Source organism: Pseudoduganella umbonata, from assembly GCF_014192225.1.
Taxonomy (GTDB): Bacteria; Pseudomonadota; Gammaproteobacteria; order Burkholderiales; family Burkholderiaceae_D; genus Rugamonas; species Rugamonas umbonata.
This window is the reverse complement of record NZ_JACHXS010000015.1, coordinates 1-25600: the sequence shown is the minus strand read 5'-3', so window position 1 is coordinate 25600 and position 25600 is coordinate 1. Positions and strand designations below refer to the sequence as shown.

The window sequence follows — 25600 nt, the reverse complement described above, 5'->3', positions numbered from 1 at the left end:
GAGCGCCGATGCCGGTAGACAAGGGAAATGCGCATTGCCGCAGGAAGAATTATGTCTGCGCCGCTTATGTAGAAGCGGCTATCTACATAAACAAGGCGTTCGGCTCCGACAGGGCGTATTGGATACTGATACGGGAAGGTACGCCGGCTTCAGTCATCGAGAGAGTACTGAAGGGAAATGAAAGCAAGGTACGGCGCAAGGATCGCCGCTATGCCGCACGCCGGGCTATCGTCGCTGGTCCAGAACTGGTCCAGCTCCCTGTGGATCGTCGGACCGACACGCTGAGCTCACAACGGGTAGAGGTGGCAATCGTCTTCCAGACCATGCTCGGCACGAACGCCGCCGCCGAATATCTTCGAAACGCCGGAGTACCCATCTGGATATCGGCACGTGTGCTCGGGTCAAGAAAAAGACGGCCATCGCCAGCACTTGTGACTGAATAGCGCAATTTAGCGCAATTGCCCTGCCCTGTCGCGATAACGCGGACGCTGCACGGCTCCGCGCCGTGATTGACTCACCGAACCGAGCCCCTGAAGAGCCGCCTCCCGTACACCAGCTGGATTACACCAGCGCGTGTCAACCTTATGTTGGCGCAGCAGTTCGCGTGGCCAGGCGTTCGGCCTGGCCACAGGGCGATTGATCCGCCATTGCGGGGCCCCTGGCCCAGCGGGATCAGCGGGATCAGCCGGGTTGGCCGCACGCCTGGGCCAGGCGCCCCAGGTCGATGGCCGGCGGGTGGAAGGCGGGCTGCGCAGCCTCGGTGGGGATGGCCTGCTGTTGCGGCGCGCTGTCGCGTTGCCAGACCACGGCGGAGGCTCCCGCCACGATGGCGATGCCGGACAGGGTAAGTGCGAGTAGTGTCATGACCGTCTCCGATTTTATGATCGTCCGCCGCAGGTACGCGCAGCGTCCGTAAGTCGATACTAGACCTCGGCGGAGGGGGACACCAATTGTTTTTGTCGATACCAGCAATCTGTTGCGGCTTGCCCGAAGATGCATCCGGACGGCGTGCGGGCGCCCCTTGCAGACGATAAATCCCGGGAGGCATGCGCACGCCTCCAGCCCCGTGGCGAAGCCGGTGCGCCTGGTGCGATTTCCCGATCAGCGAAGCCGCGAACGGCCCGGGCCAGCGCCAGCCATGCGTACGACACGCCGGCGGTCGCCCACCAGGTGACGTATCTCCGGCACGCTCAACCCTGTCGCTTCCTGGATGTGCAGCATCAGCGTGGCGCTGACGGAGATCCGGCGCTGCCGGATTCCCCCGATAACATGCTTGCTGACCTGCAGCTTCTTGGCCAGCCTGGCGTCGCTGGACGCTCCGGTATGCAATGCCAGCGCATCCAGCAGCCTTGCGGGATCATAGGCGTGGCTGCGCGTTGTATGGTCTTTCGTCTCCATTCCATGACTCCTGTTCTTGTCCCTTACAACTAGGGACTCGGCAGGACCAATTCAAGGCGTCGGATGCCATCGCCGTCATGCGCCGACCACGAAATCTCGTCGAAATCGGGGGTTCGGCTGCGGATTCCTCACAGTATCGTGTTGCAAGCAACCTGACTATCGGTTACGGTACGCCCTTAATATCAGATTAGCAACTTTCATATGAATAGTCGAAAGGACGTGCTCACCGCGCAGCACCTGCAGGTAGGCCTGGTTTACAAGAACATGCTCGGCGCGGCGGAAGCGGAATCGTATCTGCGCTCCGTCGGCATCGCGCCGCATCTGATTTATCGCCTGCTATATTCGGAAGAACACCGGCCCCTGCAACAGGTGCCCCCCGGACAATCCGGCGACGCCAAGGAAAACTGAGCAGTAATAAGAGCAGCAGGGCTGAGCAGCAGGGCTGAGCAGTAGTAGGACTGAGCAGCAGTCGTGACCGGGACGGCCCGCCGTGTGCTTATACGCGCTCATCAGGCGCGGGCAAGGCATCGCGTTGGCGCGACCCCAGGTGCTGGCCGATCAATGCCACGATTTCCGACGGGCTGACAGGCTTGACGAGGTGGACGTCGAACCCCGCCTCCTTTGTCGCCCGGCGGTCCTCCTGCTGCCCCCATCCTGTGATGGCAACGAGGACGACATCCCTGCCCCACTCCTGGGCACGGATCCAGCGGGCCACGTCGAGGCCAGTGGCGCGCGGCATGCCGATATCGAGCAGCATCAGATCGGGCCGCCAGCGTCCTGCCAGCTCGATGGCGGCTTCGCCGTCATAGGCGACCTCCACGGGATAGCCCTCCATGGCCAGCACGGCGCCCAGCAGGTCCGCCGCGTCGGTGTTGTCGTCGGCAACCAGCAACCGTCCCCCCTTGCCGGCGTCGAGCGCGCCCGACATGGATTGCGTCGCTTCCTCATCGTCGACACGGGGCAGCCTGATGCGGAACGTGGTTCCGCTGCCGGGCCCCTGGCTGAAAGCCTGCACCGTTCCGCCATGCAGTTCCACCAGCCTGCGGACGATCGCCAGCCCGATCCCCAGGCCCGGCACGCCACCGCTGGCCTTGCCCTTCCCCTGCACGAACATCTCGAAGACATGCTCGAGTTCCGACGGATGGATGCCCGTGCCGTTATCGGTCACCTCGATCGCGATAAACCGCCCATCGGCGGCGCCGGCGACCGTGATCGTGCCTCCCGCCGGGGTGAACTTCGCCGCGTTGTTCAACAGGTTGCTGAGTACCTGGGTGAGGCGTACTTCATCGCCAAGCACGGTCAGCGGCATCTCGGGCAGCGCGAACGCGATCCGGTGACGCTGCTGTTCCAGCAGCGCACGCGTGCTTTCGTAGGCATGCTCGATGACCCGCCGCAGGTCGAGCGGCTTGAGGAAAAGGTCGATGCGGTTATGGGTGATCCGGCTCAGGTCGAGCAGGTCGTCCAGCAGCTTGCGCATGTGCGCCGTCTGGCGGCCGATCACGTCGCGGGCCTTGTTGATGGCATCCGGTGTCGCAATGTGGCGCAGCATCTCGACCGAATAGCTGATCGCCGCCATCGGGTTGCGCAGCTCGTGCGCCAGCACCGACAGGAATTCCGTCTTCTGCCGGTTGGCCCCCTCCAGTTCCCGCTGCACGGACTTCAGTGCGCTCACATCCATGATCGCGGCAACCGCGCCACGCACCATCGCCTGCCGGTCCAGCAGCGGCGCGGCATTTACCAGGATGGTCAGCGCGCGCCCGTCGTCGAAACGCACTTCCAGCTCTTCGCCGCGTACCGGCGATCCCTGGCGGGCCGCGGCACGGATCGGCCAGTCGGCTGGATCGAGCGGCTGTCCGCCCCGGAAGTATTGGTACGGCTGCCGGCCATCGCCCTGGGGGAGGACCTGGGCGATATTGGTTCCGGGCGCGATGCCCAGCAAGCCGCAGAAATACGGGCTGACCGTGATCTCGCTGATCTGCGGATCGTGGCTGATCGCGACCCCGACCGGCAGGACGTCGAGTACCGCCTGCAGTTCTTCCTGCTGGGCGCGTTGCGCCTCCTTGGCTTCCACCTCGGGCGTGACGTCGCGGGCCGTCCCCACGACGATCCGCCGTGTGCCGGTTCCGTCGCCCACTGCCTTGCCGCTCAGTGCAAGCCAGCGTGTCCTGGCATCGGCGCCGAGGACGCGGGCCTCGATCGCAAAAGCCGCGTCGCGCTCGACGGCGCCCGCCCATGCCGCGCGCACCCGCTCGCCGTCCGCCGGGTGGACCTGCGCCAGCGCTTCGTCGACGGTTGCATGGACAAAGCCGGCGCCGTGGCCGAGCATCGGACCGATTTCGTCGGAAAACGCCAGCTCGCCTGTCTGCACGTCATACTGCCAGGTGCCCATGCGGGCCGACTGCAGTGCGATTTCCAGCCGCGCCTTGGCCAGTTTTTCCCGCGCCAGCGACTCCTGTAGCCGCAACCTGTTGTGGACACGCTCGAAACAGCCCAGCACCGCGTAGGGCACCCGGGGATAATGTTTCGGCGTCTTGGTGATGTAGTCGTCGAGGCCCTCCTTCATCGCCTCCACCGCGACCTCTTCATTGCCGCTGCCGGTAAACATCACCACGGGCGTGTTCGGATAGCGCTGCTTGATGGCGCGCAGCACGTCCGTGCCCAGCGTCCAGCGCAGGCGGTAGTCCGTCACGGCCACGTCGAACTGGCCGGCGGCCAGGGCCTGGTCGAGCGCGCCGGCATCGGACACGTGGCTCACCGACACGCCGGGAATACGCAGCCGCAATTCCCGCTCGACGAGTGCCCGGTCATCGGGATTGTCGTCGATGAGCAGGATGCGCAGCCGTTCGGCGCGACTGGACAGGTCAGGCACTTGGCAACTCGATCCAGAAGGTTGATCCGATGCCGGGGGCCGAATCCACCCCGACGCAGCCATCCATGCGCTCGACGCCTTTCTTCACGATCGCCAGGCCGATCCCCGTGCCCGGATACTCTTCTTCGCCATGCAGGCGCTCGAAGACGTTGAAGACCCGTGCGCGCGCCTCGTCGGCCAGGCCGATGCCGTTGTCCTGCACTTCGATGCGGACCTGGCGGCCGTGGGCGCGGGCCACCACATTGATGGCGGCATGCGTATTGGGCCGCACGAACTTGACGGCGTTACCCAGCAGGTTCGTCAGCGCCTGCACGAGAATCGGACGATGCGCCCGGACCCGCAGGTCTTCCGGGATGTCGACCTGGACCTCGGCGGCGCGATAGACCGGTTCGTTCTGCAAGGCGATCCGCGCATCGCGGACGATGTCCGTCAGCACCAGGGTTTCGGATGCGACCTCGGCCCGCGACAGGCGGGCAAACTCCAGCAGATCGGACACCATCTGGTCGATGCGCCGGGCGATCGCGTTGATGCGATCGACGAACTTTTCCAGATGGCGATGGTCCCCCGCGTGCAGGTCCTGCCGCAGCGCAGCCGCATATCCCTGGATGGTGCGCAGCGGCTCGCGCAGGTCGTGGGACACCGAAAAGCCGAACGTCTCCAGGGCTTCGTTGGCTTCCTGCAGTTGCCGGGTGCGCTCGACGATGCGCTGCTCCAGCTCCGCATTGAGGCGAAGGATCTCGGCACTGGCCCGGCGCAGCGACGTCGCGTCCTCGACGATACCGTCGACGACATCGTGGCCGTTGACCTTGACACGAACGAGCTTGACCACGAAGAAGCGGCCCGCGTCATCGATGGCGCCGAGTTCGGCCTGCAGCTCGGTGGTATCGAGCGTGGCCTCGAGTGCGGGCAATCGCGTCAGCACCTGGTCGAGCAACGGATGGCGCAACGTGTCCGGTGCCGTGGGATCGCCGCCCAGCATGGTCCAGAAAGCGCGGTTGCCTTCCTGCAGGCGGCCATCGAGGCTCATGCGAAACACCCCCAGCTGGATATTTTCCAGCAGACCGGCCAGCCGCGTCTCCGAGCGGATCGCCCGTGCCCGGATCTCCGAGCGGTCGAGGCAGGTGCGCACGGCAACCGGCAGGCGCGCATAGTGGCGCGGACTCTTGATGACATAGTCGTCGAGCCCGAGCTTCATCGCCTCGACGGCGATTTCCTGCGTGCCGGTGGCGGTGAACATGATGACCGGCAGCTGCGCATCGTAGGCCCGCACCTGCTTCAGGATCTCGAGGCCGGTAATCCAGCGCATCTGGAAATCCGTGATGATCAGGTCGACCCGCAGGCCATCCTGCATCTCGCGCTCGAAGCCGGCGCGGTCGCCCACTTCGCGGATCATGCACCCGTCGAAATGGCGTTCGAGTTCGCGCCGCGCCAGCGCGCGGTCATCCGGATTATCGTCCAGCAGTAATAAGGTAATCGTCACGCTTGCATCTTTCGGGCACGCCCTTTGACTCTAAATTTTTAACATCTAGCGCTGCGCCGTCCCGGGCGACGCGGTCAGGTTATTCTGCAGCCAGTACAAGCCCAGCACGCCCAGCAGCTGCACCAGGCCGTTGAACGCTACCGGCTTCTGCAGGTAGGAGTTGGCGCCCAGCGCATACGCTTTCTGGATGTCTTCATCTTCCGTGGAAGAGGTCAGCACGACGACCGGCGTGGCATCGTAGTGCCGGTTGGCGCGGATCCAGCGCAGTACTTCCAGGCCCGGGCGCTTGGGCAGCTTCAGGTCGAGCAGGATCAGCGACGGCGGCGCCGACTGCCCGCCCCCGCCGGCCTGCGCAGCCGCGTCCAGGTACCCGACAGCTTCATCGCCATCGCTGACGACTTCCATCGTCGCCGACAGGGCAGCCTTCTTGAAGGCCCGCTTCGCCAGCAGCACATCGTCCGGATTATCCTCCACCAGCAGGATGAGCGGAGCGCCGTCGGACGGCGGCGCGGCAATGGCGCTCTCCATTCCGGTCTCCGTCGTCATGCGGCCGCCGGCAAGACAAGCTCGAACACGGTACCGCCCGCGGCCGCCTTCAGGATGCGTACACTCCCGCCCATTCGTTCAATCCCTTTCTTCACGATCGCGAGGCCGATTCCCGTGCCCGGATATTGTTCCTGCCCGTGCAGCCGTTCAAATACCCCGAACACGTGCTCGTGATGTTCCGGGGCGATACCGATGCCATTATCCTCGATCGACAGCCTGGCGAGCGGTCCATCCTTTGTACCGCCGATCGACACGCGCGGCGGCGTGCCCGGGGCAACGAACTTGATCGCGTTCGACACCAGGTTGGCCAGCACCTGCACCAGCATGGCCTGGTTGCCCATCACCATCGGCAACGCCGGCGCGACGGCAATCACCGCGCCGCGGGCAGCGACCTCGCCTTCCAGGTCGCGCATGACGACGCGCAGGGCCGCCGCGGGGTCGACCGGCTCGATGCGCAGCTCGGCGCGCGACAGGCGGCTGTAGGCCAGAAGGTCGGTGATCAGCCGGTCCATCCGCGTGACGGCCGCGACGATCCGCTCGGCGAACAGGCGGCCATCTTCCGACATCCGTTCACCCTCGTCTTCCAGCAGCGCCGTCGCGAACCCCTCGACATTACGCAGCGGCGCGCGCAGGTCATGGGCGACCGTATGCGCAAAGGCACGCAGCTCGGCATTCGCTTCGCCGATCTGCATCGTCCGCTCCTCGATGCGCCGTTCCAGCGACTGGTTCGCATGCTCCAGCTCCAGCTGTGCCACCTTGATCTGCGTGACCTCGAGCAGTGCGATGACGACACCTTGCACTTCGCCGCCATCGAGCACGGGGAAGAAGCTGCCCAGCCAGTCGCGCCGCGCGCCGTCCGCGGCATGCGTGTCGGTGAATTCCGCACCGCTCAACTGGTGCCTCTGCCGCACGACCTCGTCCAGCACCGCACTGACACGCTCGCCAAAGGGCGCCGGCAGCACCGCGGCCGGTGTCATGCCGACCACCTCGTCCTTCGAGCGTCCCGCCACCTCGGCCAGCGCTTCGTTCAACTCCACGATCCGCGAACGGGTGTCCACGTAGCCGAGACCGATGGGAACGGCACGATAGATGGTTTCGACCTGGGCGAGCTTGTCGCGCAGTTCCTCTTCCCGGCGGCGCAGGGACAGTTCCGCTTCCTTGCGCGCATGGATATCCTCGGTCTGTCCATACCACGCGACGATGGCCCCCGACGGATCGCGCCGCGGGTTGGCCCGGGAGCGCATCCAGCGCAGGTCGCCATCCACGGTGTGGAGACGATGCTCGAAGTCGTACGGCTCGCCCGTCGCAACCGAGTGCGTCCAGGCAGCGACCATCCCCGGCAGATCGTCCGCGTACACGACCTCGCCCCACCCGGCCCCTGTCGCGGCGTCATGCGACTGTCCCGTGATCGCCAGCCAGCGCTCGGAGACGCCCTGGACGCTGCCGTCGGGACTTGCCTTCCACGGGATTTGCGGATTGAGTTCGATCGTGTAACGGTAATTCGCTTCGGATTCGCGCAGCGCACGCTCGCGCGCGTCGCGCTCGGTGACATCGCGCATGACCAGCACCGAGCCCTGCGGTGCCGCGTTGTCCGCCTTGACGGGGGCCACGGTCAACTCGACAACGTGGTTGCGTTCGCCGGCCTTCAAGTGCCAGCGGCCGGTACCGCTGCCGGCAATCGCCGCATCCATTGCCGTTACCGGTGCACCCGTCTCGTGATGCAGGTCCAGCAGGTCCGCAAGGCGTCGTCCCAGCGCCGCCTGCTCGGTGACCCCCATCAGGTCTTCCGCGACCGGATTCACGAGCGTGACGACACCGTCGCGGTCGGTGGCAACCACGCCCTCGCCGATACCGCGCAGTGTCGCGTCGAGCTGTGCGCGCTCGGCCACCAGGCGCGCGGCATCGCGTCGCGATATCACCCACAGCAGGACGATCAGGAAAACCGACAGGCCGGACACGACGGCAACCGCCGTGATCAGTTCCCAGCGCGTGCCTTGCGCGCGCGCTTGCCGCTCGCGCAGCAAACGCTGTTCTTCCAGGCGGATCGTGGTTGCGTGCGCGACGATCTGCTGCTTGATCAGGCGTCCGGACTCCAGCATGTCGGGATCCGCCATGGTGCCCCCCCGGTACTGCTGCATCACCAGTTCCAGCATGCGCAGGCGCCGTTGCAGCGCCGCCTCCAGCAAGCGCAAGGTCGCCTGCTGGCTTGGATTGTCGCTGGTCAGCTGGCGCAGGGTCTGCATTTCATCGGGAACCTGGTCACGCGCGACGGTATAGGCGGCGGCGAACTTCTCGTTGCCCGTCAGCAGGAAGCCGCGCTGCGCCGCTTCGGCGTCGCTCGTCAGCGTCATCGTGGTCTGGAGGTGCTCCAGGACCTCCCGCGTATGGACCAGCCAGGACCAGGACTCGGCTTCGTTCCTGATGCTGCGGCCAAGAACCAGCCAGGCCAGCGCCAGTATCACGAGGCTGACAGCGGTTGCCGCCGTTACGGGCGTGCGACGTAGCGATAAGGTCATGGAGCAAGCGATGACGAAGGTAACAAATGCCGAGGTGGTACGTCACCTGAAGCATACCCTGCCCGCGCCAGCTCCCGCGCCCGCTACAAGGGACTCAGCGCCGGCGGCCGAAGCGGCGCGTGGCCATCATCAGCAGCAGGCCCGTGCCCAGCACGGCCAGCGACCCCGGTTCGGGTATGGCGGATACCGCGGCGAAGGCACTGTCGGCGCTGACGGCGGTGCCGGCACCCGGCTGCAGGGCGAACGTGACCAGGTCGCCCGTGCCGGCCAGGTAGCCGAACCGGTCATCGAGCAGGGTGACCACCAGCGACGTTCCTGCGCCGGCAGGCCCCAGGTCGAACGCCACATCGAACTCCAGCAGGCCGCCCAGTTGCAGCCACTGGCCGTATTCGTTCCAGCCGCTGCCGTTACCGATCACCAGCGCCGAGGCGAGGCTGCCGGATACGTCGCCCTCCGCCAGGGTGACGCCGCCGGTATCTGCGGTGAAGCCGGTCACCGTGGCCTGGGCCGGGGCGGCATTGTCCAGGCCCGTGAACAGGAAGTCCAGCCACGCGTGCTGGCCGGCCAGCGACGTGGTGTCGAGGGCGACATGGTAGATCGGGCTGGCCAGCGCGTTGCCGGTGCCGGTGGCCAGTGCCAGCAGCAGGGCCAATCGCAATACAAACGCTTCAACTACAAGGGACTTCAACATCGTCGTGCCTTACAGGATGGCGGCGAACAGTTTCGGCGTGTAGCCGATGCTGACCCGCTGGGGGTTGAGGAAAGTGGTCGTCACGGTGGCCGTTTCGCCCGGCGCCAGCACCGGAACGGGCAGCGCCAGGATCGGTGCCCCGCCCTGGGCGCCGCTCTCGTTGTCGAGCACGACGCCGCTGCTCAGGTAGTCCAGGCGCAGGAACAGCGTGCCGGCGATGGCCGTGTCCGACGTGTTGGTAAAGGTGACGGTGCCGCGCTGCTTCTGCGTGGCGCGGTCCAGCACCAGGCCCGACTGCACGATGCGCACGCTGGCCGTCAGGTCGCTGTAGGCGGGCACCGGCGCCGTGCCTTCGTAGGCGCCGAGATCCGGCGCCGCGCCTTCGAACGCCAGGCCGACATCGATGCCGGCATCGACCAGGCCAGTGCCGGCGGCCAGGCGGCCGTGCGGCAGCGGCGGCAGGCTGCCGTCCGGCAGGCGCGGGGCGTCCCAGCCGGTGGTCGACACGCTCTGGAAATCGGCCGCCGTCACGGTGACGGGCAGGTTCCAGCTGTTGTGCGTGCTGTCCGTGCCGGCCACGTTGGCGGCCGCGGTGGTGCCGCCAACGACCAGGTTGTTGCGGGCGATGCCCAGGTTGACGTCCGTGTTGTCCTGGGCCACGCCGAGCAGGTTGAAGCCGGTGCGGTTGCCGATGGCCGTATTGTTGTAGAACTCGCTGGCCACCGGGTGGTGGTTGGCATAGAAGCCGTTGACCTTGTTGGCGATCGCCACATTGAAGCGCGTGACATGCACCGGAGCGTTGGCTTCCCACAGGCCGGAGAAGCCGCCGATCTTGAAGCCGTTGCCGTTGCCGGCCGGGATCGCCGTGCCGGTGCCGGGCAGGTAGCCGTGCGACCAGGCCCACGAATGCTCGATGGTCACGGGCGAGTGGGCATTGATGGTGTCGAAGCCGTCGTCCGTATTGGACCACGCGCGGCAGCCACGGAACACGTTGCCCGGCTCGTTCGCGGCGATGTGGGCGCCGAAGCCATCGGCATTCTGGCCGGCGCCGCTCCTGCTGTACGGGTCGTAGTTATGGTGCGAATCGGTGTTCAGCACCAGGTTGTGGCTGCCGCGCGAAATGAACAGGCCCGGCCCCATGTGGTGGTGGGTGTCGATCTGTTCGAAGATGTTGCGGCTGCCGCGGATCCACAGGCCCCACGATTCGTTGTTGAGCGTGTTGCCCGGCTGCTGCGGCGCGCCCGTGATCTCCAGCCCTTTCAGGTGCAGCCAGCTGGCCGTCACATTGAAGGCCTTGACCCGGCAATCGTCCTTCAGCCGGGAAAAGTCGAACTTCGGTGTTTCGCCCGGATAGGCCCAGTAGCGGATCGGTGCGCCTTCCTGGCCGCTCTTGTTGAGCGTGATGACGTTGACCACGTCCGTGCGCGTGGCGCAGCTGTTGAGGCCGGCCGTGTACACGTAATCGCCGCCACGGAAATAGACGGTATCGCCTGGTAGCGCTATCGACTGGGCCTTTGCGAAGCTTTTCCATGGCGCCGCCAGGGTACCCGCCGCGCCATCGTTGCCATTCGGTGCCACGTAATAGACCGCCGCCGCCGCATGCGACGATACCCCAGCGGCCAGGAGTGCAATACTCTGCCAACCTTTCATTGATACTCCGATGTGTTGTAGTTTAAGAGACGTGCGCGGCCGCTGCCGATGGGTGGGCCGCTGTGGAAAAGCCGCCAGATCTTATCGGTTCGGCAAGACTTTCGCTGCGACATTTGGTGATGTTCATAGACGGCCAGCGCATGAGGCGCTGGCCATGCGGGTTTGCGGGCGATCCGCGCCCTGCGGCACGCCATGAGTCCTGCTGCGCGACGGCGGGAAGAGACTGTGGAAATGCATGGCAGGCGGCTTCCTGCTATCGTCTTGCGATGACAGAACACATCCATTTCTACGAACCACGTGCCGGTCATGGTCTGCCGCACGATCCCTTCAATGCCATTGTCGGCCCGCGGCCGATCGGCTGGATCTCGTCGCGCGACGGCGCCGGCAGGCTGAACCTGGCGCCGTACAGTTTTTTCAATGCCTTCAACTACACGCCGCCGATCGTCGGCTTTGCCAGCATCGGCCACAAGGATACGGTCACGAACGTCGAACAGACCGGCGAATTCGTGTGGAACCTGGCCACGCGCCCGCTGGCCGAAGCGATGAACCAGACCTGCGCGGCGGTGCCGCCCGGAGTCGATGAATTCCAGCTCGCTGGCCTGACACCGGTGGCATCGCGCCTGGTATCCGTTCCCCGTGTCGCGGAAAGCCCGGTGGCATTCGAGTGCAAGGTCACGCAGATCGTGCAGCTGGAAGGCGCCGATGGCACCAGGGTGCCGACCTGGCTTGTCCTTGGAGAAGTGGTGGGAGTGCACATCGCCCGCGCCTCGCTGAAGGACGGCGTTTATGACACCGCGTCGGCAGGGCATATCCTGCGCGGTGGCGGCCCCGCCGACTATTTCGAGATCGTGCCGGCACAGCTGTTCAGGATGCACCGGCCGAAATGAATCGCGCATGACCCGCCATCGGTCGCGCCCGGAAGGGTCTTCCATTGCGGCGGCCATCCACAGGGCTGCATCAACCCGGCCATGGCGGCTATACTGGCTGCCCTGTCCCGTCCCAACCACCCCTGACATGCGTGTGCAATCCCTGAACGGCATTACCCTGGAATCCCTGCTTACCCGGCTGGTCGAGCACTATGGCTGGCGCGAGCTGGGCCGCCGCATCGACATCAATTGCTTCCGAAGCGAGCCGAGCGTGAAGTCCAGCCTGAAATTCCTGCGCCGCACGCCATGGGCACGCGCGGAAGTGGAAGCGCTGTTCCTGGCTACCGAATTTCCCGACTGACGAGGATGACCTGGCCTGCGGCCAGGCCGGCGCTGCTATCGACACCGGCAGCGGGTAAGCCAGCCTATTCCAGCAGGTAGGCGTCGTACACGACAGCGGCGCCGAGACGCATCGCCGCCCCCACGCCGATGGCGCGGTTGAGCCACGCATAGCGCGGGTCGGCCGTTTCAAAGCTCATGGTCACGCGAAACGTATATCTGGCTGGATCGACCGGGTTGCCCTTGGCGACTTCCGCCATCACATCGGCCGGACCGTAGCGAAAACCCTTGGTCTGCAGGTAGATCAGCGCCCCGTCGCCGGTCTTGAGCAGGTAGCGCGTGTCGATGATCGCCAGCCCCTGCGCAGTCACCACCTGCCAGTCCGCTCCGTTGTTCAGGATGGTGCCCTTCAGCCGCGCACCATCGAAACTGCCGCTGGTGATCGGAATGATGCGGCGGCGTCCCAGATCGCTGGTCGCGCCCAGCTCCCAGACCGGCGCTTCCAGGTTCACGGTGAATCGCGCCAGAGGTTCCAGCTTCGGTTTCGGCGGTTCGAAGACTTGCTTCTCCACAGCGCACGCCGGGCCGGATGCCGCGACGAATGACGACAGCATGAGGGCGGTGCCCAGGTATTTTTTCATGTCTCCTCCATTGTTATCGAATTGTTGAACTAGACGGATTCGGTCACAGCGGAGGTTGCCAGGTGAGGCTGGACCACCCTGATCTCCGCCGCAACCAGCTATCGCGACAATATCAGGATACCTGACAACAGTTCTTTCTACAACGCGCCGCCCGGCTAGCCGGTGCCGGCCTGGAGCCAAGTACATTGGCCAGGCACCGGCAAGCATGTGACGGTCTGGCAACGGCAAGAGGTTTCGTCTATACTGTATATCCGTACAGTATCAAAACGTCAAAAGCATGCCTGCTGCCTTGTCCCTGCCTTCACCCCGTCCCCGGCCGGTGCGCTTGCCGTGGTGCCGGTCGCGTGACGGCCAACGGGATGGCGCGTGAACTTGCCGGCACCCGGCTCCGCGATCGCACTGGACATGGCTGAGCCCGAGCATGCCGGCCCGGTACCGCACGCCAGGCCAGCGGTCACGCCGGTTCCGGCAGCTCCCTGCCATGCCTCCTGCGCACATGGATCGGACGAGCGCCAGCCAGCGAAGCAGACGATGCAGGAGCTGCGCAGGAACGCGCTGGTGTCCCGGCAAATCGAAACGGGGCTGATTTTCATGGAGATGCTGGGGGTCGACGATGCGCGCGCCTACTGGCGTGCGGCCGATATTCCCGAGATCGTGATCGAACGCCTCGTCAATGGGCAGCCGGGCGGGATTCCGCCGCTGCCTCGCCCAGCGCCATCGGTAGCGGCGGATATGCCGGTCGATCCGCACGTCAGCCTGTTTTATTGCAACGCCGGACGCCGCCAGGACCTGACTGGCGCCGCGGTCGTGCAGGCCGCGATTGCGCTCTCGCAGGAACTGGGCCGCGAAATGGCGGAGCGCATGCTGCGCCGCGAAGGACTGGGAGACGAAGTGATCGAGAGGGTTTTATCCGAGGAACGCAGTGGCAGGCGCATCTCCTGACAGGAACCCGTATCGCCGTCGCCGGCAGCTGTGGTATCGCGGGTATCGCGCTCGAACTGACGACGACGTTAGCGCTCCCCTACCCTGTCGGCCAAGCGTTGATCGCCCCGCGCGGCTGCAGCGCCGTCGAGTGCCCGGCACAGCTCGTCGAACGGTATCGCCCTGGAGAACAGCCACCCCTGCGCATACTGCACGCCGTTCGCCCGCAGGAACTCGGCTTGCTCCACGTTTTCGACACCCTCGGCAATCACGTGCAAGCCCATGGCGTCGGCCATGCGCATGATATGGCTGACCACCTGGTCAGCTTCGTGATAGTGCCGCTCTGTTTCGCAATCGGAATGAAGAAGTCGGGCCGATCAGCTCGCCCGTCGCGCGGCGCCAGCGCAGCAGCGCCTGCAGGACACGGGCATGCTATCCGCTGCGTTGACGAGCCAGGAGCACTGGAACTGCCAATACGGAAACGGGCACGACGCTACAGCAGTGTCGACGGGATTTCGTACGGCGCCGTTGTCCGCGCAGCCTGGTCTTCATCATCGACCGTTGCCACGCGACCGGTGCGACCGGAGAGCAAATTCTGGAGATCGTGCAGGTTTGCGGGCTTGACCATATGGTGGTCGAAGCCGGCTTCGAGAGCCTCAAGCCGGTCGCGTGCCTGTCCGTAGCCGGTAATGGCAATCAACATGGCATCGGCGTGCTGTGGCTGCCGGCGAATCCGGCGCGCCATTTCCATTCCGTCCATTCCGGGCAATCCGATATCAATCAGAAAAACATCGAACCGCTTATTGCCGGCAGTCTGCATGGCGGCATAAGGGTCGCGTTCCACGCGCACGTCATGTCCAAGGACACCCAGCACCATTCCCAACGCGTCGCCTGTGTCTTTCGTATCTTCGACGATGAGTATATTCAGCGAATGCGCCGTATCCAGGACGTCGGCGACTTCACTCGTCGTGACGGCCGATTGCGTTGCGCGCGGGAGTTCCATGGTTACTTTGGCGCCATGGCCTATGCCAGCGCTCTGGATCCAGACCGTGCCGCCATGCAGCAGAACGAGGCTGCGCACCAGTGCCAGTCCAATGCCCAGCCCTCCCTGGGAACGGTCCGGTGAACGTTTCGCCTGGGTAAAGAGTTCGAATGCGCGGCCGATCATTTCGGCAGTCATGCCGATGCCATTGTCCGACACTGTCACCTGCACGTGTTTCTCGAGCATGGTCAGGCTGACCAGGATTTCTCCGCCCTCGGCAGTGTATTTGGCGGCATTGCCGATGACGTTCGCGCATATCTGTACCAGGCGCTTGCGGTCACCCCAGACAGTCGCAGCTTGCTGCGCAACGTCGACAGTGAACCGGTGACGCTTTCCATCGATCAGTGGCCGAATCTGCTCGGCCGCATCGAGAATGACCGACGCCAGGTCGCACGCTGTCTTCTCAAGCCGCACATGCCCCTGGGTTACGCGCGAGGCGTCCAGCAGATCGTCGATGAGCCCGGTCATATGGCTGACCTGGCGCGCGATGATTCTGCTTGAGCGCCGGACACTCTGTTCGTCGAGTTTCTGGATCTCCAGCAGGCTGGCAGCCGCCGAGATCGGTGCCAGAGGGTTGCGTAACTCATGCGCCAGCATCGCCAGGAATTCATCCCTGCGCTGTTCCGTCTCGACCTCGCGCGTCACGTCGCGGATTTCGAGAATCTTGAGCACAGTGGCGTCGTCAACCATGATGGGACTGGCGGCACAGGACACATGAAACGACGTTCCATCCTTCCGGAAGAACAGGTCGCGGTGATTCCGCACACACTCGTTGTTACCGAGCGTACAGCCGATCGGACATTCGTGAATCGGCAGCGGTTGCCCGTTCGGACGGTGGTGATGTACCCAGTCGTGCACTGGCTTCGAGTGCATGTCAGCGGCTGAAAAGCCGGTGATTTCCAGCCACGCACGATTCGCGTACAGGCACATCCCCTGTTCATCCATCACGACTATCCCTTGCACGGAATTTTCGGCGATGGCTATCGCCATCTCCTTCATGTCAGAAAGAGAATTGAACATAACTTGGTTCGCCGTATTGAATGGGGTGGGCAGGAGGACGCGGGCTTGAAGGTCCATTATTACACGCAGGCAGCTCTCCGCGGATTTCTCCCGCAGCCGGCCGCATGCCATGATGCGGGGTGTTCTATCCGGATGAGACCCGGCCAGTGTGCCGATCGATGGAAGTTTCGATCACGGCCGCGGGCAAGTGATCGAAGGCATCCTCGTGCCGTCGTGCCGGCATGTTTGTGCACGGCACATCGGCTGGATCATGTGGCTGGGAACTTGACCAATACCACCACATGCGCGCCACCACGGTTCTCCCGGCTGATCGTACCGCCTGAGCGCTTGACCAGCGCATCGACCAGGCCACTGCCTTGCATGGGAGCGCGGGCGTCTTTCGCGACATGTGAAAATCCCACGCCGCGGTCAGCGACGAGGATTTTGATGTGCCCGTCGACATACTCCAGCTTCAGGAAAATCGTGCGGTTATCCTGGCCTGCATGCTTGATTGAATTCGTCACCAATTCGTTGACGACCATGCCGAGGTTCGCGGCGAGGTCATAAGGCACGCTCAACGGGCAGGCTTCCGTGACGAGTTCGATGTCGCCGATACTTTCGGCACGCAGGATCGACTGCGCCAGCCCGGATAAATATTCCGCCAGCTCGATGAAACCCGTGGCGTTCCGATTCAACTCGTCCTGGATGATGCCAATGCCCTTGACGCGTGACATGGCACCTTGCAGCAGCGATTTTGCTTCGTCGGTTTTTGCACGCAGCTTCGAGAGCTGAAGGAAGGACATGATGAGCTGGAGATTGTTCCGCACACGATGGTTCAGTTCCGCCAGCAAGGTGCGCTGGTGCTCTTCCAGTTCGCGATGTTCCGTGATGTCGACACAGCTGCCAAAATAGCCAGCGAATTCCCCATTGCGATAGAACGGCGCACCGTTATCGAGGAACCATCTGTAGACGCCGTCGTGCCGGCGAAGCCGATACGGCATCGTGAACTTTTCGCGGGCATCGAAGGCTGTCTGGTAGATCGACACGCAGCGCTCGAAATCCTCGGGGTGGACGTCATCGGCCCAGCCATAGCCGAACAGCTCTTCCTGGGTCCTGCCGGAAAAGTCCAGCCATGGCTTGTTGAACCAGTCGCATTGCTTGTCTGGCCTGGAGCGCCAGATCATGACTGGAGCGTTGTCCGCCAGTTCACGAAACTCCAGCTCCCCCATTTCCCGGAAGTTGTTTTCAGCGTTCATTGGTGCTCTTTCGATCCGAAGATCTCCAGTGCTGCCGGTTTCTGCAGCGTCGAAACGGAAGCGGGATTACGTGAATTTTGCAGATAATCAATACTGTCGAGCAAATCGTCAACGTCGTAGGGCTTGCGCAACAGGCCAAGAGCCAGACTGGCACTGTCACGCGCCGCCCCCAACTGGCCGCTGACGAACAACGCCGGGATGCCGCGCTGCCGAAGCTGGCGCGCGAGTTCAAGTCCTTCGTTGCCGCCGGCAAGATTGATATCCAACAGCGCGAGATTGGTACCGTCGAGTCCTGATATCGCCCGGAAGCTCTCGACATCGTGCACCGGGCCCACAACCGTGTGCCCGGCCTCCTCCAATGCCGCCGCGCACACCATCGCCAGGACGGCATCATCTTCCACCACCAATATTTGCATTGTTTACATGACCTTGGAATTTGCGCGCTGCCGGGTTGCAGGATGCTCGTAAGTACGAAGCAGTGTACACAATTTCGCTAAACGAGCTCTTCCTCTTGGCGGAGTGGAAAGCTTGCTTGCCGGCACCGACAGACCTGGAGGCCTGCCGATAGCGTTGCCAGTGCGCAACGTACGCCTGCAGGCCCGCGCATTTATTGCCTCACGGAACCACTCATGATAACGTCATGTTTCAGCTTTCGCCGTGGTCCCGCCCCCCCGCCTGCCACCGAGGTACGACAGCTTTTGGCCCTCTCCATTGCGCTGGCCCGGTATTTCTTCCAATCGATCATCCAGCAAGCAAGGCCCGTGCGGCCTGCTCGCAATACGAGGCAGTCCCACCATGATTCGCGAACGCAGCACATGCCGAGAACCACTTCTCCACCTGGCCTGGTCCAGCAACGCCGACGGCGTGTGCGCAGCTCCGCTGGCGTGGTGCCCGGAACTGCTGCCCGATATGGAGAGCAAGCCCCTGGCGGACTGGCTGGCGGCAGTCGCTGTCACGGACGGTGCGGCCCTGGCACGCGAGCTTGCAGGGGTGCTGGCCAGGCACCAGCCCTTCGAATGCGCGCTGGAGATTGCCTGTATCGACGGGCGGCATCGGCACGTGCTGGTCACCGGCCTGCCCCGGCAGGACGGCGGCTATGCGGGCGCGCTGGTCGACATGACGGACCGGCACAACGCGCTGGAGGACGCCACGCGCAGTGCGGCAACGTTGCGGCTGATGGTCGACAATGCCACCGACCTGGTTGGCTACTGCGGGCTGGATGGGCGCTATATCGACATTTCGTCTTCCTTCACGCGCAGCCTCGGGTGGGAAAGGGAACAGTTGATCGGGCAGCCCGCGATCGACTTCGTGCATCCGGACGACCACGCCCATGCCAACGACGACATGCGCCGCATCCTGGCCGGCGAGACCAGGCCGGACGCGATCGAACTTCGCAAGCGCGATACCCGTGGCCAGTATCTCGCCCTGGCATCGAAGACACGCATGGTTACCGACCCGGCGAGCGGGGAATGCCTGGGCGCCGTGTTCGTCTCGCGCGACATCGCGCGCGAAAAGGAGATGCTGCAGAGTCTGGAACGCATGGCCGAGCAAAACCGTACGCTGCTCGAGAGCATCAACGACGGCTTCTTCTCGGTCAATCCGGCCTGGGAAATCGTGTACGCCAATAACCGCGCGGCAGCCTTCGTCGGCGTCGACCGCGACACGGCAATCGGCAAGGTCGTGTGGGACGTGGCGGCGGGCCTGGCGGACTCGGTGGTCGGCGAGCAACTGCGCAGGGCCATGGAACGCCGCGAAAGCGCCAGTTTCGAAGCATTCTATGAACCGGTGGGCGTCTGGGTCAGCGAGCGGATCTATGCGCACGAGGAAGGCCTGTCGGTGTTCTTCCACGACATTTCCGAGCGCGTGGCGGCCGAACAGCAGATCCGCGACAGCGAACGCCGCTTCCGCGAAACGATCCGCATCACGCCGGCCGGCTACATGCTGGTCAACGGCGCCGGTATTGTCGAGGACATCAATCCCGCGCTGTGCCAGCTATCCGGCTATTCGCGCGATGAACTGGTCGGCAATCCGGTGGCCGCGATCCTGGTTGGCGGCGCGGCCAGCGCGGCCTTGAACGTCTGCCATACGGGCCAGCATGACCATGCACTCGAGACCGTGCTGCGGCATCGCCAAGGCCATCGCGTCGTCGCCCTCGTGAACCAGACCATCGAACTGGACGCGCAAGGCCACGCGCGGTCGTTGACGGCGTTCATTACCGATATCACCGAGCGCAAGCACGCAGAGGCCCGGCTGGAAATACTGGCCACGCGCGACACGCTGACGGGCTTGCCGAACCGCACCTGGATCAACCGGCGCGTGTCGGACATGCTGGACAACGGCCGGGGCTGCGGCGATACGACGCTGTTTTTCATCGACCTGAACCGGTTCAAGGAAGTCAACGATTCCATGGGCCACGCCACCGGTGACCGCCTGCTTCAGCAGGTAGGCAAGCGCCTGCAATCGTGCATGCGGCCGGGCGACGCCGTGGCCCGGCTGGGCGGCGACGAATTCGTGGTCGCGGCCAACTGCACGGGCCGCGAAGCGGCGGCGGCCATCGCACGGCGCCTGCTCGCCACGATGGACCTGCCATTCGACGCCGACGGCATGGAAATGCGGGTGGGCGCATCGATCGGCATCAGCCAGGCCGGGGCCGGCTTCACGTCGACCGAGGAACTGTTCCAGAAGGCCGATACCGCCATGTACAAGGCGAAGGCGCTGGGCGACGGCTCGTTCCAGTTCTTCGAACCGGTCATGTGCCTGGAAGCCAAGCGCCGCCTGCAACTGGAGGCAGCACTGCATCGTGCGCTGGAACATCGCCAGTTCGCCCTGCACTACCAGCCGCGCGTCGACCTGCGCTCGCTGCGCACGCTCGGCGTCGAAGCGCTGTTGCGCTGGCAGCATCCCGAGTTCGGCAGTATTCCGCCGCTGGAGTTCATTCCGCTCGCCGAAGAGCGCGGCCAGATCGGCAACATCGGCCGCTGGGTACTCGGCGCGGCATGTCGCGACGTGAAGCACATCAATGACCGGTATGGCCTGGCACTGCACGTGTCGGTCAATGTCTCGGCACGGCAGTTGCGCTCGCCCGACCTGATCGGCCAGGTGCACACGGCGCTGGCCGATTCAGGCCTGCCGGCGGGGTCCCTGGAACTGGAACTGACCGAGAGCGCGCTGATCGAGGATCTGGACCAGTCCGTGCAAGTGCTGCGCGGCCTGAAGGCGCTGGGCGTGCGGCTGTCGATCGACGATTTCGGCACCGGCTATTCGAGCCTGTCCTACCTGAAACGCCTGCCGATCGACGTGCTGAAACTGGACCGCTCGTTCCTGGCGGAGAATCCGGCCGGCGATGACTTCCTGCGCTCGCTCATCGGCATGGCACACGTGCTCAAGTTGTCGGTGGTGGCCGAGGGAATCGAGCACCGCGCGGCGATGGAGGCATTGCGCGACGCCTCGTGCGACGAAGGCCAGGGGTACCTGTTCGCCCGGCCGATGCCACTGGACGCGCTGGAGGCGTTCCTGGCGCAGGAAGACGGCGCGCGTGCATGCCAGCCTGAATTGAGTCACGAAAAACCGCAAATCACCAATTGAAAGCATGAATGCCTTGTATGGATAAGAGCGGCTGGTTTCACTGAAAGCTCGAGTATTACACTCGTCTCCGTCTTGACCTGAGCATGGAGAATCTGCATGGCTTTTCTGAGAAATTGCTGGTATGTGGCAGCGTGGGACCACGAGGTGGGCAAGGACGATCTGTTCCGCCGCACACTGCTGAGCGAACCACTGATGTTCTTTCGCGATACGGCCGGCGTGCCGCATGCCCTGCTCGACCGCTGCCCGCACCGCTTCGCGCCCCTGTCGAAAGGCACCCACAAGGGCGACTGCGTCAAGTGCCCGTATCATGGGCTCGAGTTCGATGCCACCGGCGCCTGCGTCCACAACCCGCACGGCAATGGCGTCATTCCAAAGGCGGCCATCGTTCGGGCGTATCCGACCGTCGAGCGCTACAGCGTGATCTGGGTGTGGATGGGCGACGTCGGGAAGGCCGATCCGGCGCTGATCCCCGACTTTTCCTGCATGGATCCGGCAACCAACCATGTCGGCAAGCGCTACCTGCATGCGCACGCCAATTACGTGCTGGAGACCGACAACATCCTCGACCTGTCCCACATCGAGTTCCTCCATCCCGGAACACTGGGCAGCCCCGGAGTCAAGGACGCGGTGACGCGGGTCGAGCAGCAAGGCAACCAGGTGACCATCCACCGCAGCACGGTCAACGATCACATGTCGCCCTTCCTGTACGACGCGATGGGACTGCCGCAGGGCATAGCGGTCGACCGGTGGTTCGACGTCCGCTGGAATGCGCCGGCCTGCATGCTGCTCGACGCCGGGGCAACGCCGACCGGGGAACCGCGCCGGCACAATCCGGGCGCGCCGATGTTCCCCCACCTGTTCAGCCCTGAAACCGAAAGCTCGACGCATTACTGGTACGCGACAACGATGGCGCGCTCCGCCGGCCCGCACGGCGAAGCAGTCGTGGAGAGCATCGTGGCGGGCGCCAGGCAGCCATTCGAGCAGGAGGACCTGCCGATGCTCGAGGCCCAGCAGGCAGCGATCGGCGACCGCGATTTCTGGTCGATGCACCCGGTACTCCTGGCAAGCGATGCCGGTGCGATCCGCGCGCGGCGCTTACTCGACAAACTGATCGCCGACGAGTGCGGCACTGGGAAGCGCGCAGGATCGGTGGCCGCCGGCTGACAATGCGGATGGCCAGCATGCTTCCTTTGCTGGTCGTGGCGCCGGCCGCACGGAAGGCCGTTTCGCGCTGCAGGCCGTGGTCGTAGCCGGCCTGCCTTGCGTACCGCATAATCACGGCTGGCCGGGCTTGCCAGTGATGGGTGGGGGTGTGATTGACCATCCCGAAACACTGATCGGCGCCGATGAACCGCTAACCCAGGCGTGCGCTTGTCACGCTTTCATGCAGGACGAATGATGATTGCAAAGACCGTTGTGGCATTGATCGGATTTTCAACGGTGTTTTCCGCCACCGCTCAGGACCGTCCCCCTTCGCAGCCAGATCCGGGAGATACGGAAGTATGGGCCGCGGAACCCAGGCGCGTCGTCCCTGGCTCCTCGGCCATCGCGCCTTCGGATGCGATCGTACTGTTCGGCGGACAGGATCTTCGCGAATGGGTGTCGACGACAGCGCCCGACAAACCGGCCAGCTGGATCGTAACGGACGGTGTGTTCACCGTGCGCCCCGGCAGCGGCAACATCCAGACCAGGCGGCTGTTCACGGACTACCAGATCCACCTGGAGTGGCGCGTGTCGCCATCGGCGACGGGAAGCGGCCAGGGCAAGGGAAACAGCGGCCTGTTCCTGGCCTCGACGGGCATCGACAGCGGCTACGAGATCCAGATTCTCGACTGTGCCAACAACAGGACTTATGCCAACGGGCAGGCAGCCAGCATCTACAAGCAGCACATCCCGCTGGTGAACGCCTGCTCCGCGGCCGGAGAATGGCAGACCTACGACGTGGTCTGGACCGCGCCGCGTTTTGCCGCCGATGGCACGTTGCTGTCGCCCGCGCGTGTCACCGCCCTGCACAATGGCGTGCTGGTGCAGAATCATGTCGAGGTCCAGGGCGAGTCGGTCTATGCCGGCAAGCCGTCCTATCGCAAACATGGTCCCGCGCCGATCAAGCTGCAGGATCATGGCGATGCGGTCAGCTTCCGGAATGTCTGGGTGAGACCGCTCTCCGGCACGGCTTCGCTGCCTTGACCGGATCCATGAGGCAGCTCACGGCGCCGCCGGGAAGCAGCGGCAGAACTCTCCCATGACCCCCGCCGGATCCGGGAACAATAGACCGGCGAGCCTTCAAGCGCTTCGTTTCAATTCGCTGGCTTCGTAGCGATACTGTTCATGTGCTGATTCCGCCCGGCCAGCTTTGCTTGATAAAGGGCTCGGTCCGCCATGCGGATGATGTCGCTTGGTGCGAGTCCAGTAATTGGTCGAACGCTGGCCATGCCGATGCTTGCAGTAAGAATGTGGAACTCGGAGCTTTCATGTGGCTGCGCCATATTCCTTATCGCTCCGCAAACCGCCGCGCCGAAACGGTCCGCCTCGTCCATGCTCATCCCAGGAAGCAAGTACACAAACTCCTCGCCGCCATAGCGGGCTGCGAACCCGTCCGGTCGGCGAGCGCATCCGCGCAACAAATCAGCCACCTGCACCAGACATTGGTCACCCTTCACATGGCCGTAGAAATCATTGAACTGCTTGAAGCGATCCAGATCGACGATTCCAATCGCTAAAGGTTGGCCAGAACGCCGATGCCGGGCCCACTCACGTTCAAGTCTCTCGTCAAAATACCGGCGGTTGAATATGCCTGTCAGCCCATCACGGCGAGCCAAATCCCAAATGTGCGCAACTTCGGCTGCCCGGTCCAGATGAGCTTGGACTCGCGCGCGTAGAAGAGCGGCACTCAGCGGCTTTCTTATGAAATCCGATGCTCCGGCGTTCAGCGCAGCTATTTCGTCAGATTCCGCGCAGGCGCCAGACACGCACACTACCGGGATATGCTTGGTGTCTTCGTCGGCACGAAGCTGGCGGCAAACCGCGTGACCATCTACCGTCGGCATTACGACGTCGCACAAGATCAAGTCCGGCTTCAATTCCGCAGCTGCCGTCAGACCTTGTGCACCACCGTTAGCGCAATCCACGTGGGCCAGGTCGCCGAGCATGTCGGCAATCATCGCGAGCGTAAAACTATCATCGTCGATTGCCAGGATTTTCATGCCATTGGTATTGCTCATGCATCCGTCTCCGATGGGCTCACTGTGGTGGTTTTTGACGTGGCCGCAACATATCCGGAAAGCAGCGGTCTCCGCTGATCTGAATATTGTTATAAAATTTAGAACGATCTTATCAGCTTGGTTACAAAATGCAAGTAATTATTGCTTGCAGGCTTGACAGACTGTTAAAAAACCGGTTCGGTCCATCAGTGCGAACCGGATGACCCTGTAGACTCCACAAGATCGGTTATCCGGTGTTGTCCACACAAAACCGTTCCAGGTGCTGTCTCGGATTGATGAGAAGGATAGCCTTCCTTATAGGCGGCTTCGCACGATACTATGCTGCTGTGGCAAGAGACTGTGCTCAAGTGCATCCCATTGGGACTGTAGCGCACCCATGCTTCTCGTTCCAGCAACACTGCTGCTACAGCGTGGCTCGGTATGGTCCCTACACAAATGCTCGGTCGCTATCGTTGGTCTCAATGATGAGGCGGCCACCGCTTGAGGACGAGTTTTGCCGCGTAGAGCACTAGAACGGTGCCGACAAAATCGCCAGTCGCCATGGCAATGAAACTGGGAAGTAGCTGACGCTCCGGCTCTGCGAAGCTGAACCAGAGATGGTGCAGAAATGGACTTGCAATCGAAAATGCGAGAGCACATAGAAGCAGGCGTCGGGGCGTCAGGTTCGCCAAGGTCTCCTGCAAGCCCCAATGGCGTTGCGTGAACCGATAGACGAGGTAAGGCGCAGCACTGGCAAGGATGCCGCCCATGAAAGCACGGACCATGTCGTTTGGAAAGAAATACAGGAATGATACTGCCCACGACACCAGCAGCAGCCCAACTATTCCAGCCTCGCCAAATAACAAAGTGCAGAGCAGTCGCACACCAGCTGGAAGATAGACCCAGTTGATACCACGCGTAAACTCGGACCGGGTAAAAAGGAGCTCGTTGATAGCAAGCGCTGTCAAGAATAGTATGACGGTGGTGACCACCATAAGGAATCTTAGTCGTAACTGGCTCATGCCCTGGTTCATCAAGTAATGGGGCCAAGCGGCACACCTTCCCAAAGCTTACTGGGTTCAGCTGCACTATAGCAACTTGAAATCTATGAAACTGATCCGTCCTGCTGACATTTACTTGCGGTTTCTGCAATTGACTGAAGCCATCCGTGGACTACCGTCGTTGCCGGAACTTGATCCTTTGGAGGAGCGTATCTTGACGATCGTTGCACGTGCACAGCAGGATAAGCTGCGGTTGTCGGTGCGCAGCATGATGGGGAAACACGAACTCGGTGCTCCAGCAACGGTTCATGCCCGCTTGAAGTCAATGCGTGAGAAAGGATGGATCATGCTGACCGATACCGAGGATTCCCGACGCAAGCAGATTGAGCTCACGCAGGCTGCACTTCTTCATTTCGACCGGCTATCTCATTGCATGCTTCGGGCTACGGAGGGGGGCGAATGACAGACGTTTCTGGCCTTCCCTGTTCCGAAGACCATTTTTGCCAGGCAATGGGATGGACGCCCCCTCCGAAACGGCATCGATGTGCCAAAGTGGAAGTGTCAACAAGCCACGATATCGAGGGAGGCGTCATCATGAAG

At 63.4% G+C, this 25600-nt stretch carries 24 protein-coding genes; 9 read left to right on the top strand and 15 right to left on the bottom strand.

Annotation, left to right across the window (positions count from 1 at the left end; all coding sequences use genetic code 11):
* The first annotated feature begins 8 nt into the window (after positions 1-8).
* Positions 9-443 (top strand): hypothetical protein, encoded by a 435-nt coding sequence (locus FHS02_RS28610; RefSeq protein WP_137312077.1) that lies wholly within the window; start codon positions 9-11, stop codon positions 441-443.
* Between the two features lie 238 nt (positions 444-681).
* On the opposite strand, the gene FHS02_RS28605 is transcribed toward FHS02_RS28610, so the two are convergent.
* Complete coding sequence (locus FHS02_RS28605; RefSeq protein WP_137312076.1) at positions 682-864, bottom strand: hypothetical protein; 183 nt, start codon at positions 862-864, stop codon at positions 682-684.
* 237 nt (positions 865-1101) lie between these two features.
* Positions 1102-1398 carry a helix-turn-helix domain-containing protein gene (locus FHS02_RS28600; RefSeq protein WP_137312075.1) on the bottom strand — a complete coding sequence of 99 codons (297 nt, stop codon included), beginning with the start codon at positions 1396-1398 and terminating at the stop codon, positions 1102-1104.
* Between the two features lie 219 nt (positions 1399-1617).
* Between FHS02_RS28600 and FHS02_RS28595 the strand changes: the two genes are divergently transcribed.
* Positions 1618-1806, top strand: a complete 189-nt coding sequence (locus FHS02_RS28595) for a hypothetical protein (protein WP_137312074.1) — start codon at positions 1618-1620, stop codon at positions 1804-1806.
* Positions 1807-1894: 88 nt separating this feature from the next.
* Here the strand turns inward: FHS02_RS28595 and FHS02_RS28590 are convergent, their stop codons facing one another.
* The 6 genes from FHS02_RS28590 to FHS02_RS28565 form a co-directional block, all read right to left on the bottom strand.
* Positions 1895-4267 carry a hybrid sensor histidine kinase/response regulator gene (locus FHS02_RS28590; RefSeq protein ID WP_175424659.1) on the bottom strand — a complete coding sequence of 791 codons (2373 nt, stop codon included), beginning with the start codon at positions 4265-4267 and terminating at the stop codon, positions 1895-1897.
* A complete protein-coding gene (locus FHS02_RS28585) occupies positions 4260-5747 on the bottom strand; it encodes a sensor histidine kinase (RefSeq protein WP_137312072.1) in 1488 nt (495 codons plus the stop codon). Before FHS02_RS28585 ends, FHS02_RS28590 begins: the two co-directional genes overlap by 8 nt.
* A gap of 45 nt (positions 5748-5792) precedes the next feature.
* Positions 5793-6275 (bottom strand): response regulator, encoded by a 483-nt coding sequence (locus tag FHS02_RS28580; RefSeq protein WP_137312071.1) that lies wholly within the window; start codon positions 6273-6275, stop codon positions 5793-5795.
* Between the two features lie 14 nt (positions 6276-6289).
* Positions 6290-8809, bottom strand: a complete 2520-nt coding sequence (locus FHS02_RS28575) for a PAS domain-containing protein (RefSeq protein WP_137312070.1) — start codon at positions 8807-8809, stop codon at positions 6290-6292.
* A 94-nt stretch (positions 8810-8903) separates the two neighbouring features.
* Positions 8904-9500, bottom strand: a complete 597-nt coding sequence (locus FHS02_RS28570) for an NF038129 family PEP-CTERM protein (RefSeq protein WP_137312069.1) — start codon at positions 9498-9500, stop codon at positions 8904-8906.
* Between the two features lie 9 nt (positions 9501-9509).
* Positions 9510-11150, bottom strand: a complete 1641-nt coding sequence (locus FHS02_RS28565) for a right-handed parallel beta-helix repeat-containing protein (RefSeq protein WP_137312068.1) — start codon at positions 11148-11150, stop codon at positions 9510-9512.
* 266 nt (positions 11151-11416) lie between these two features.
* Here FHS02_RS28565 and FHS02_RS28560 point away from each other — a divergent pair, with 266 nt between their 5' ends.
* Both FHS02_RS28560 and FHS02_RS28555 read left to right on the top strand, forming a co-directional pair.
* Positions 11417-12037 carry a flavin reductase family protein gene (locus tag FHS02_RS28560; protein ID WP_137312067.1) on the top strand — a complete coding sequence of 207 codons (621 nt, stop codon included), beginning with the start codon at positions 11417-11419 and terminating at the stop codon, positions 12035-12037.
* A 127-nt stretch (positions 12038-12164) separates the two neighbouring features.
* Positions 12165-12377 carry a VF530 family protein gene (locus tag FHS02_RS28555; protein ID WP_137312066.1) on the top strand — a complete coding sequence of 71 codons (213 nt, stop codon included), beginning with the start codon at positions 12165-12167 and terminating at the stop codon, positions 12375-12377.
* A gap of 64 nt (positions 12378-12441) precedes the next feature.
* On the opposite strand, the gene FHS02_RS28550 is transcribed toward FHS02_RS28555, so the two are convergent.
* Positions 12442-12996, bottom strand: a complete 555-nt coding sequence (locus FHS02_RS28550) for a DUF3237 domain-containing protein (protein WP_137312065.1) — start codon at positions 12994-12996, stop codon at positions 12442-12444.
* 531 nt (positions 12997-13527) lie between these two features.
* Here FHS02_RS28550 and FHS02_RS28545 point away from each other — a divergent pair.
* Positions 13528-13938, top strand: coding sequence for a hypothetical protein (locus FHS02_RS28545; protein ID WP_137312064.1), 411 nt, complete (start codon positions 13528-13530; stop codon positions 13936-13938).
* A 68-nt stretch (positions 13939-14006) separates the two neighbouring features.
* Here FHS02_RS28545 and FHS02_RS28540 read toward each other — a convergent pair whose 3' ends face one another.
* The 4 genes from FHS02_RS28540 to FHS02_RS28525 form a co-directional block, all read right to left on the bottom strand.
* The gene (locus FHS02_RS28540) at positions 14007-14234 is read right to left on the bottom strand and encodes an EAL domain-containing protein (protein ID WP_503826886.1); all 228 of its coding nucleotides are present in this window, start codon (positions 14232-14234) and stop codon (positions 14007-14009) included.
* A 176-nt stretch (positions 14235-14410) separates the two neighbouring features.
* Positions 14411-15979 (bottom strand): ATP-binding protein, encoded by a 1569-nt coding sequence (locus FHS02_RS28535; RefSeq protein WP_175424657.1) that lies wholly within the window; start codon positions 15977-15979, stop codon positions 14411-14413.
* A 248-nt stretch (positions 15980-16227) separates the two neighbouring features.
* Positions 16228-17214 (bottom strand): sensor histidine kinase, encoded by a 987-nt coding sequence (locus FHS02_RS28530; RefSeq protein WP_137312061.1) that lies wholly within the window; start codon positions 17212-17214, stop codon positions 16228-16230.
* Positions 17211-17630: a response regulator gene (locus FHS02_RS28525; RefSeq protein ID WP_137312060.1), complete on the bottom strand. Its 420-nt coding sequence runs from the start codon at positions 17628-17630 to the stop codon at positions 17211-17213. Before FHS02_RS28525 ends, FHS02_RS28530 begins: the two co-directional genes overlap by 4 nt.
* Positions 17631-18009: 379 nt before the next feature.
* Here FHS02_RS28525 and FHS02_RS28520 point away from each other — a divergent pair, with 379 nt between their 5' ends.
* The 3 genes from FHS02_RS28520 (at position 18010) to FHS02_RS28510 (ending at position 22986) form a co-directional block, all read left to right on the top strand.
* Positions 18010-20799, top strand: coding sequence for a sensor domain-containing protein (locus FHS02_RS28520; RefSeq protein WP_137312059.1), 2790 nt, complete (start codon positions 18010-18012; stop codon positions 20797-20799).
* A gap of 96 nt (positions 20800-20895) precedes the next feature.
* Positions 20896-21963, top strand: a complete 1068-nt coding sequence (locus FHS02_RS28515; protein ID WP_137312058.1) for a Rieske 2Fe-2S domain-containing protein — start codon at positions 20896-20898, stop codon at positions 21961-21963.
* Positions 21964-22194: 231 nt separating this feature from the next.
* Positions 22195-22986: a 3-keto-disaccharide hydrolase gene (locus FHS02_RS28510; RefSeq protein WP_229422458.1), complete on the top strand. Its 792-nt coding sequence runs from the start codon at positions 22195-22197 to the stop codon at positions 22984-22986.
* 110 nt (positions 22987-23096) lie between these two features.
* Here the strand turns inward: FHS02_RS28510 and FHS02_RS28505 are convergent, their stop codons facing one another.
* Together FHS02_RS28505 and FHS02_RS28500 are read right to left on the bottom strand one after the other, a co-directional pair.
* Positions 23097-24020: a GGDEF domain-containing response regulator gene (locus FHS02_RS28505; protein WP_137312057.1), complete on the bottom strand. Its 924-nt coding sequence runs from the start codon at positions 24018-24020 to the stop codon at positions 23097-23099.
* Positions 24021-24478: 458 nt separating this feature from the next.
* Positions 24479-24994, bottom strand: coding sequence for a hypothetical protein (locus tag FHS02_RS28500; RefSeq protein WP_229422457.1), 516 nt, complete (start codon positions 24992-24994; stop codon positions 24479-24481).
* A 112-nt stretch (positions 24995-25106) separates the two neighbouring features.
* Here FHS02_RS28500 and FHS02_RS28495 point away from each other — a divergent pair, with 112 nt between their 5' ends.
* Complete coding sequence (locus tag FHS02_RS28495; RefSeq protein ID WP_137312055.1) at positions 25107-25463, top strand: winged helix-turn-helix domain-containing protein; 357 nt, start codon at positions 25107-25109, stop codon at positions 25461-25463.
* Positions 25464-25600 lie beyond the last annotated feature (137 nt).

What these genes read in the sequence shown, in the direction of transcription:
- FHS02_RS28610 (WP_137312077.1), top strand. Translation starts at nt 9, where the DNA reads ATGCCGGTAGACAAGGGAAATGCGCATTGCCGCAGGAAGAATTATGTC.
- FHS02_RS28605 (WP_137312076.1), bottom strand. Translation starts at nt 864, where the DNA reads ATGACACTACTCGCACTTACCCTGTCCGGCATCGCCATCGTGGCGGGA.
- FHS02_RS28600 (WP_137312075.1), bottom strand. Translation starts at nt 1,398, where the DNA reads ATGGAGACGAAAGACCATACAACGCGCAGCCACGCCTATGATCCCGCA.
- FHS02_RS28580 (WP_137312071.1), bottom strand. Translation starts at nt 6,275, where the DNA reads ATGGAGAGCGCCATTGCCGCGCCGCCGTCCGACGGCGCTCCGCTCATC.
- FHS02_RS28575 (WP_137312070.1), bottom strand. Translation starts at nt 8,809, where the DNA reads ATGACCTTATCGCTACGTCGCACGCCCGTAACGGCGGCAACCGCTGTC.
- FHS02_RS28570 (WP_137312069.1), bottom strand. Translation starts at nt 9,500, where the DNA reads ATGTTGAAGTCCCTTGTAGTTGAAGCGTTTGTATTGCGATTGGCCCTG.
- FHS02_RS28565 (WP_137312068.1), bottom strand. Translation starts at nt 11,150, where the DNA reads ATGAAAGGTTGGCAGAGTATTGCACTCCTGGCCGCTGGGGTATCGTCG.
- FHS02_RS28560 (WP_137312067.1), top strand. Translation starts at nt 11,417, where the DNA reads ATGACAGAACACATCCATTTCTACGAACCACGTGCCGGTCATGGTCTG.
- FHS02_RS28555 (WP_137312066.1), top strand. Translation starts at nt 12,165, where the DNA reads ATGCGTGTGCAATCCCTGAACGGCATTACCCTGGAATCCCTGCTTACC.
- FHS02_RS28550 (WP_137312065.1), bottom strand. Translation starts at nt 12,996, where the DNA reads ATGAAAAAATACCTGGGCACCGCCCTCATGCTGTCGTCATTCGTCGCG.
- FHS02_RS28545 (WP_137312064.1), top strand. Translation starts at nt 13,528, where the DNA reads ATGCAGGAGCTGCGCAGGAACGCGCTGGTGTCCCGGCAAATCGAAACG.
- FHS02_RS28535 (WP_175424657.1), bottom strand. Translation starts at nt 15,979, where the DNA reads ATGTTCAATTCTCTTTCTGACATGAAGGAGATGGCGATAGCCATCGCC.
- FHS02_RS28530 (WP_137312061.1), bottom strand. Translation starts at nt 17,214, where the DNA reads ATGAACGCTGAAAACAACTTCCGGGAAATGGGGGAGCTGGAGTTTCGT.
- FHS02_RS28525 (WP_137312060.1), bottom strand. Translation starts at nt 17,630, where the DNA reads ATGCAAATATTGGTGGTGGAAGATGATGCCGTCCTGGCGATGGTGTGC.
- FHS02_RS28520 (WP_137312059.1), top strand. Translation starts at nt 18,010, where the DNA reads ATGATTCGCGAACGCAGCACATGCCGAGAACCACTTCTCCACCTGGCC.
- FHS02_RS28515 (WP_137312058.1), top strand. Translation starts at nt 20,896, where the DNA reads ATGGCTTTTCTGAGAAATTGCTGGTATGTGGCAGCGTGGGACCACGAG.
- FHS02_RS28510 (WP_229422458.1), top strand. Translation starts at nt 22,195, where the DNA reads ATGATGATTGCAAAGACCGTTGTGGCATTGATCGGATTTTCAACGGTG.
- FHS02_RS28505 (WP_137312057.1), bottom strand. Translation starts at nt 24,020, where the DNA reads ATGAGCAATACCAATGGCATGAAAATCCTGGCAATCGACGATGATAGT.
- FHS02_RS28500 (WP_229422457.1), bottom strand. Translation starts at nt 24,994, where the DNA reads ATGGTGGTCACCACCGTCATACTATTCTTGACAGCGCTTGCTATCAAC.
- FHS02_RS28495 (WP_137312055.1), top strand. Translation starts at nt 25,107, where the DNA reads ATGAAACTGATCCGTCCTGCTGACATTTACTTGCGGTTTCTGCAATTG.